Genomic DNA, 1,868 nt, shown 5'->3' with positions numbered 1-1,868 from the left:
GATCACTACGTAGCGAGTCTTGCATCTCCGGCGGTAACAAAGGAAATGAAGCGTAGACAGCGAAACATTCGAGCCGAAACCAATAGGTGAACGTGATAACTCCGAAATTCGCTGATTGCGTTGTGCCGATGGTATCGTCGAACCAGCAGGCAATAGTTTCTGAATGGGCACACTGGTGATTTTTTTTCCAGTCAGAAGCACACACCGGAGTCTCAGGCGTCGGCGAGTTTGTAGAGAACAGTGCGGAACCCAGGAGATCCTGACACCTCTCAAGGAAATGAGTATATCGGGCACAAGTGCCAAAACACAAGGCCTGAGAGATGGGTATCAGGAAGTCGGAATCAGCCATAGTCGTGATGAAACGAGTCATGATCGCGGAGCGAAGGGCTGGCAGACAGATCGAACGTGAGAGGGAAACAATGACCGTACACAGCAACGACGGACAATCATGGTTAACAAAACTTGAGCGTATAGGCAAGAAATCAGCCTGTAACAAACAGCAGGTGTTCAATAATTTAGGGCATTTGCTGAACAGTAACATGCTGAAAGGACAATTCCTACGGCTTGACGGGAATAAAACGGTAGGTATTGATCGCATGACAAAATCCGCTTACGGGGAACATCTTGATGGGAATATTCACCATCTCATCCTGCGAATACGCAGAGGGACGTATCGCCCGAAAGCCGCCAGAATCACGCAGATCCCGAAAGAGGAGGGTAGTAAACGGCCACTGGCGATTTCGTGCATAGAGGACAAACTGGTGCAACTTGCGGTCAGTGATATTCTCAGCCGAATTTATGAGCCGCTGTTTCTGCCGTGTTCATACGGATTTCGGCCGGGATTAAATTGTCATGCGGCATTGAAGGCACTACAACAGCAAACATACCGTAACTGGAATGGGGCGGTTGTGGAAATTGACATCCGACAGTACTTTAACACGATACCCCATATTGAGTTGATGAATTTACTGTGGAAGAAGATATCAGATCGCCGTTTCCTCAGACTCATTAAGTTCTTAATAACGGCACCCGTTATCGAGGGTAAACAGATATCCGACAATGTGTGCGGATGTCCCCAAGGGTCAATCTTGTCGCCGGTACTTGCCAATATCTACCTGCACTATGTGATAGATGAATGGTATGATGAAACCAGCCGTTCACACCTTCATGGTCGGGCAGGAATGGTAAGGTACGCTGATGATATGGTGTTTACCTTTGAGTTCCTGAGTGAGGCAAAACGCTTTTATAAGATATTACCTAAACGACTGAGTAAATACGGTCTGGCGTTGCACAGTGACTAATCGCAATTAATTCCGGCGGGTCACGTTGCAGCAATGAGAGCTAACCAGTCTGGCGGGCGCTTACCTACGTTTAACTTTCTGGGATTTACCTGCTATTGGGGGATATCGCGAAAGGGTTTCTGGCGACTGAAGTTGACCAGTCGAAAAGACCGTTTTGCCGCCAAATTGAAGGGACTCAGGGACTTCCTCTGGAAGAACCTGAATACACCTGACAAAAGGCGTGTTCTGACCATCGTCATCAGGGTTATCAAAGGCTGGATAAATTATCACGGTATTTCTGATAACCAGAGACGAGTCGGGCAATTTATCTACCAAAGCAAGCGGTACTTTACAGATGGTTCAACCGGAAGGGAGGACGACGGGGGTTAACGTGGGAAAAGCTGACTCTGATCCTGAAAGTGCTGGGTTATCCTTCAAGCTGGAAAGTCCATTCAATGTTCAATTCTTGCTGAATAGGTGTGACGACTGGGGTCTGTCGGGAGCCGGATGCGGTAGTTCTGCATGTCCGGTTCTGAGGAGGGATCTGCCCAGGTGACTGGGTAGGTCTACTCACCAGCAGTGGTCATT

General features: G+C 48.2%; 1 protein-coding gene and 1 pseudogene. One reads left to right on the top strand and one right to left on the bottom strand.

The features are described 5' to 3' along the window. Window positions 1-205: hypothetical protein (locus Xkoz_RS23645; RefSeq protein ID WP_244183529.1), on the bottom strand; the 205-nt coding region annotated here is incomplete at its 3' end. A gap of 214 nt (window positions 206-419) precedes the next feature. On the opposite strand from Xkoz_RS23645, the pseudogene Xkoz_RS19025 reads away from it, so the two are divergent. Then, a pseudogene (locus Xkoz_RS19025) lies at window positions 420-1,753 on the top strand (reverse transcriptase domain-containing protein). Window positions 1,754-1,868 lie beyond the last annotated feature (115 nt).

This window comes from Xenorhabdus kozodoii, assembly GCF_002632875.1.
In the GTDB taxonomy this organism is placed as follows: Bacteria; Pseudomonadota; Gammaproteobacteria; order Enterobacterales; family Enterobacteriaceae; genus Xenorhabdus; species Xenorhabdus kozodoii.
The sequence above is the reverse complement of the archived record's forward strand: the minus strand, read 5'-3'. Positions and strand labels throughout refer to the sequence as shown.